Annotated in this window: 5 protein-coding genes; all 5 read left to right on the top strand. The window is 70.5% G+C overall.

From position 1 onward, the window contains the following. Positions 1 to 42: 42 nt before the first annotated feature. Complete coding sequence (locus tag U9R90_RS08705) at positions 43 to 1,857, top strand: ABC transporter substrate-binding protein (RefSeq protein ID WP_411057683.1); 1,815 nt, start codon at positions 43 to 45, stop codon at positions 1,855 to 1,857. Positions 1,858 to 1,860: 3 nt separating this feature from the next. Further along, positions 1,861 to 2,979, top strand: a complete 1,119-nt coding sequence (locus U9R90_RS08700; protein WP_411055817.1) for an ABC transporter permease — start codon at positions 1,861 to 1,863, stop codon at positions 2,977 to 2,979. After that, positions 2,976 to 3,896 (top strand): ABC transporter permease, encoded by a 921-nt coding sequence (locus U9R90_RS08695; protein WP_411055816.1) that lies wholly within the window; start codon positions 2,976 to 2,978, stop codon positions 3,894 to 3,896. Before U9R90_RS08700 ends, U9R90_RS08695 begins: the two co-directional genes overlap by 4 nt. Before the next feature lie 23 nt (positions 3,897 to 3,919). Then, a complete protein-coding gene (locus tag U9R90_RS08690) occupies positions 3,920 to 4,954 on the top strand; it encodes an ABC transporter ATP-binding protein (RefSeq protein WP_411057682.1) in 1,035 nt (344 codons plus the stop codon). Continuing rightward, on the top strand, positions 4,951 to 5,913 hold a 963-nt coding region (locus tag U9R90_RS08685), incomplete at its 3' end, for an ABC transporter ATP-binding protein (protein WP_411055815.1). The genes U9R90_RS08690 and U9R90_RS08685, both read left to right, overlap by 4 nt.

Here is a 5,913-nt window from a genome sequence, read left to right as displayed (position 1 = left end):
ACCCCCAGGGCCCCCAAGTCCCCCCGGCCGAAACTCACCAGGCTGCGCCTCCTGTTGACCTCCGGCGCCGCCGCCCTGGGCCTGACCGCCACGCTCGCCAGCCCGCTCAACCCCGCGGCCCCGCAGGCACAGGCCGAGGACCCCACCACCCTCACGGTCGCGGTGGCGCAGAGCGTCGACTCCCTGAGCCCGTTCCTCGCCGTACGCCTGGTCAGTACGAGCATCCACCGGCTGATGTACGACTACCTGACCAACTACGACCCGAAGGACAGCAAGGCCATCGAGGGATTCGCCACCAAGTGGGAGCCCTCACCCGACAAGCTGACGTGGACCTACACGATCCGCGACAACTCCACGTGGTCCGACGGCAAGAAGGCCACCGCCGAGGACGCCGCCTGGACGTTCCAGGCGATGATGGACGACGAGGGCGCCGCGACCGCGAACGGCAGCTTCGTCTCCAACTTCAAGAAGGTGACCGCGCCCAGCCCCGACAAGCTGGTCATCGAACTGAAGAAGCCGCAGGCCACGATGGCCGCCCTCGACGTGCCGATCCTGCCCAAGCACCTCTGGGAGGACATCGACGACTACTCCGCCTTCAACAACGACAAGAAGTTCCCGATCGTCGGCAACGGCCCCTTCATCCTCACCGACTACAAGGTCGACAGCTTCGTCAAACTCAAGGCCAACAAGGACTTCTGGCGCGGCGCGCCCAAGTTCGACGAGCTGGTCTTCCGCTACTACAAGGACCAGGACGCCGCGGTCGCCGCCCTGCGCAAGGGCGAGGTCTCCTTCGTCGCCGGCCAGCCCGCGCTCACCCCGGCGCAGGCCAAGTCCCTGAAGCAGACCGAGGACATCGCGGTCAACGAGGGCCCGGGCAGGCGCTTCTTCGCCCTCGCGGTCAATCCGGGCGCCCGCACCAAGGACGGCAAGAAGTTCGGCGACGGCCATCCGGCGCTGCTCGACCAGCGCGTACGCCAGGCCCTGTTCCACGCCGTCGACCGCAAGACGATCGTCGACAAGGTCTTCCAGGGCCATGCCGTGGAGGGCGCGGGCTACATCCCGCCGCGGTTCTCGGACTACTTCTGGGAGCCGTCCGCCACACAGGAACTCGCGTACGACCCCGAGAAGGCTGCCCGGCTCCTGCACGAGGCTGGCTACGAGTCGAACAACGCGGGCAAACGCGTCGACAAGGACGGCAAGCCGCTCAACCTGCGCATCCTGTGCCACGCGACCGACCCCAACGACAAGGCGATCGGCAAGTATCTGCAGGAGTGGTGGAGTGCGCTGGGGATCGGCCTGAAGGTCGACTGCCGCGACGACGTCTCCAAGCCCTGGTACGACGGCGAGTACGACCTCGCCTTCGACGGCTGGTCGGTGAACCCGGACCCGGACTTCGTCCTCTCCATCCACACCTGTGACGCGCTGCCCACCAAGGCCAAGTCCAGCGCCGCGACCGACAACTTCATCTGCGACAAGCGGTACGACGCGCTGTACCGCCAGCAGCTCGCCGAGTACGACCCCGCCAAACGGGCGGACCTGGTCAAGCGGATGGAGTCGCGGCTGTACGACCTGGGGTACATGAATGTCATGGCGTACCCCAATGCGGTCGAGGCCTATCGCACCGACCACATCAAGTCGATCACCACAATGCCCGAGGACGCGGGCAACATCTACGGCCAGGACGGCTACTGGAGCTGGTGGTCGGCGGTCCCGGCCGCCGAAGGGAGCGGCTCGCAGAACGGCGGCTCCGACAACACCGGCCTCGTCGTCGGCATCGCCGCCGCGGCCGTACTCCTCGCCGCCGGCGGTGTGCTGCTCGCCCTGCGGCGCCGGTCCACCGCGGAAGACCGCGAGTAGCCGATGGCGGCGGACAGCACTCCCCCGCTCACGGAGTTCACCGAACTCAGCGAACTCAGCGAACTCACCGAGCGCGCGGACGGCGTGCCCACCGACGGCCCGGCTCCGGCCGGGCCGTCGGCCCGGGGCCCACGGGCCCGCACCACCCGCGCCTATCTGCGCTATGTGGCGGGCAAGCTGACCGGCGCGGCGATCTCGCTGCTCGCCGTACTCGTCACCAGTTTCTTCCTGTTCCGGATCATCCCCGGCGACCCGGTCAAGCACATGACCGGCGGCCGCCAGATGTCCACCGAGCAGATCGAGTCCCTGCGGCGGCAGTTCGGCCTGGACCAGCCGCTGTGGCAGCAGTTCACCGACTACTGCGCGGGCGTCCTGAGCGGGGACTTCGGCACCTCGTTCCAGTTCCGCGCCCCGGTCATCGACAAGATCACCGAGGCGCTGCCCGCCACCCTGCTGCTCACCGGCACCGCCTTCGTCCTCTACACGCTCATCGGCATCTGGCTCGGCTCGCGCTCCGCCTGGCGCCGCGGCAGGTTCGGCGACCGCTTCCACACCGCGTTCGCGCTCACTCTGTACTCGGTGCCGTCCTTCTGGCTCGGACTGCTCCTGATCGTCACGCTCTCGGTGGGCGTCGGGCCGATCCCCGGTCTGTTCCCGACCGGCGGTATGGAGTCCGGCGGCGAGAGCGGATTCGCGTACGTCCTCGATGTCGCCCACCATCTGACGCTGCCGGTGATCACCCTGGTCGCCGTCGAGTACGCGCGGACGCTGCTGGTGATGCGGTCCTCGCTGCTGGACGAGATGGGCAGCGACTACCTGACGACGGCCCGCGCCAAGGGGCTGCGCGATGACGTCGTACGCCGCCGCCACGCCGTGCCGAACGCACTGCTGCCGACCGTGACCCTGCTGTTCGTGAACCTGGGCAACACCGTGGCCGGAGCGATCCTGGTCGAGACCGTGTTCTCCTGGCCGGGTCTGGGCGGGCTGTTCTACCAGGCGCTGAGCGTGCCCGACCTGCCGCTGGTGCAGGCCCTGTTCTTCCTGTTCGCCGCCGCGGTGATCCTGATGAACACCCTCGCCGATCTGGTCTATCCACTGCTCGACCCCAGGGTGGGCCGATGACGACCGAAACCACCAGCAGCAGCACCAGCAGCCCGCGGGCGTTCGCCTGGGCCCGCAGACGACGGGCCGTCGCCCGGTTCTGGCGGCAGTACCGCACCCATCGGGCGGGCCTGGCGGGTCTCGCCGTACTGGTCGTGATCGCGCTGCTCGCGCTGGCGGCGCCGCTGATCACCGGGCCCGACGCGCAGAGCGTGACGCGGGCTCCGGGTGCGCCGATGGAGGACCCGAGCGGGCGGTTCCCGCTGGGCACCGACCAGTTCGGGCGCAGTCTGCTGTATCTGCTGGTGTGGGGCGCCCGGGTCTCGCTGGTCGTCGGGCTGCTGGCGGCCTTCCTGTCGGTGGCCATCGGTACGCTCGTCGGGGTCACCGCGGGCCACTTCCGGGGCTGGTACGCGACCGTCATCATGCGGATCACGGACTGGTTCCTGGTGATGCCGACGCTGGTCCTGGCGATCGCGCTGGCCACCGTCCTGGAGCGGTCCATCTGGACGACGGTCCTGGCGATCGGCGTCACCACCTGGCCGACGACCGCCCGTCTGGTGCGCGCCCAGACGCTGGCCGTGGAGTCCCGCCCGTACATCGAACGGGCCACCGCGCTGGGCGGCGGCCACGGCCACATCATGAGCCGCCACGTACTGCCCAACGTGATGCCACTGGTGCTCGCCCAGACCACGCTCGTCATCTCCAGCGCCATCCTCACCGAGGCGACCCTCGCCTTCCTCGGACTCGGCGACCCCACGGTCGTCTCCTGGGGCGGGCTGCTGCAGGACGCCCGTGAGGCGGGCGCGGTCAGTTCCGGCAACTGGTGGTATCTGGCGCCGCCAGGACTGGCCATCGCCGTGGTCGCGCTCGCTTTCACGCTGTGCGGGCGGGCCGTGGAGTCCGTACTCAACCCCAGGCTGGGAGCATCCCGTTGAGTCCACTGGGTCCACCGAATCCGCTGAGTCCACCAAGTCCGCCCGGTTCACCGGGTTCGCCGGGTTCGCCGGGTTCGCCGGGTTCGCCGGGTCTCCTGGAGATCAGGAACCTGAACGTGACGTACGCGTCCGGGGCCGCCGCGGTCCGCGGAGTCGACCTCACGCTCCAGGCGGGCCACAAGCTCGGGATCGCGGGCGAGTCCGGCTGCGGCAAGTCCACGCTGGCGCTGGCCCTGCTGCGGCTGCTGCCGTCCGACACGGCACTCTCCGGCGAGATCCTGCTCGACGGCGAGGACATCCGCACCATGAAGTGGGGGCGGCTGCGGGCGGTGCGCTGGGCGGAGGCCTCGATCGTCTTCCAGGGCGCGATGCACTCGTTGAACGCCGTACACCGGATCGGGGACCAGATCGCCGAGCCGATGCTGGTCCACCGCACGGCCACCCCCGACGGCGCACGGCGGCGGGTCGCCGAGCTGCTCGAACAGGTCGGGCTGCCCGCCGCGCGGGCCCGCGCGTATCCGCACGAACTCTCCGGTGGGCAGCGCCAGCGCGTGATGATCGCGATGGCGCTGGCCTGCGATCCACGGCTGATCGTCGCGGACGAGCCGACCACCGCGCTCGACGTGATGATCCAGGCGCAGATCCTGCGGCTGATCGAGCAGCTCGTCGCCGAGCAGGAGGTCGCCCTGATCATGATCAGCCACGATCTGGCGGTACTGGCCGACACCTGCGACCGTCTCGCGGTGATGTACGCGGGCCGGATCGTCGAGGAGGGACCGGCCCGGCAGGTGTACGACGACGCCCAACACCCGTACGGCAAGGCGCTGTCCGCCGCCTTCCCGCGGATCGGCGACCCCGCGTCCCGGCACGCTCCGCACGGCCTGGCGGGCGATCCGCCCGACCCGTCGGCGCTGCCCGGCGGCTGTACGTTCCACTCCCGGTGCCCGGTGGCCCTGCCCGCCTGCGCCACCGAGGACCAGGTGCTGCGGGACGCGGGCCCCGGGCGGAGCGCGGCCTGTGTCCATGTCGGGGTGCCGACGGCAAGGAGCCCACGATGACCACTCCCGCCACTCCCCCGCCGCTGCTGAGCGCGTCCGGGCTGCACATCACCTTCCCCGGACGCAGAGGCGCGCCCCCGGCCCGTGCGGTGGACGGCGTCGACCTCGACATCGCACGGGGCGAGATCGTCGCGCTGGTCGGCGAGTCCGGCTGCGGCAAGACGACGCTGGCCCGCTCGCTGCTCGGCCTGGTGCGGCCGAGCGCTGGGCAGGTCGCCTTCGAGGGCGAGCCGTTGGTGTACAGGAGCCGCGCCCTCAAGGCGTACCGCAGGCGGGTGCAGCTCGTACTCCAGGACCCCAGCGGCTCGCTCAACCCCCGGCACACGGTGTACGACGCCGTCGCCGAGGGGCTGCGTATCCATGGCGGCGCGGGCGCGGGTGGCGCGGGCGGTGACGAGCGCGCCAAGGTCGCCGAGGCGCTGGCGCGGGCCGGGCTGCGGCCCCCGGAGCGCTTCTTCCTCAGTTATCCGCACGAGCTGTCCGGCGGGCAGCGTCAGCGGGTCGTCATCGCGGGCGCGCTGGTGCTCGACCCCGAACTGATCGTCGCGGACGAGCCGGTGGCCTCGCTGGACGCGTCCGTACGCGGCGAGATCCTGGCGCTGCTCCTTGAGCTACGGGCGGAGTTGGGGCTCTCGGCGCTGGTGGTCACGCATGACCTGGGGCTCGCGTGGAACATCGCGGACCGGGTGGCGGTGATGTATCTGGGGCGGATCGTGGAGACGGGGTCGGTGGAGTCGGTGCTGACCGCGCCTCAGCATCCGTACACACAGGCGCTGTTGTCGGTGCTGCCGGAGGCGCCGGGTGCGCCTGTGGTGCTGGCCGGTGAGCCCCCGGACCCCGGCCGCGTCCCGGCTGGATGCCGGTTTCACGAGAGGTGCCAGGTGTTGGCGTCGGGGGATGCGGCACGGGTCGGGGTTGCGGCGGCGTGCCGGACGGTGGATCTGCCGGTGCTGGGGGGT

Source organism: Streptomyces sp. E11-3 (genome assembly GCF_046540415.1).
Lineage (GTDB): Bacteria > Actinomycetota > Actinomycetes > Streptomycetales > Streptomycetaceae > Streptomyces.
Note: the sequence above shows the minus strand (reverse complement) of the source record. Positions and strands in the feature narration are given on the sequence as shown.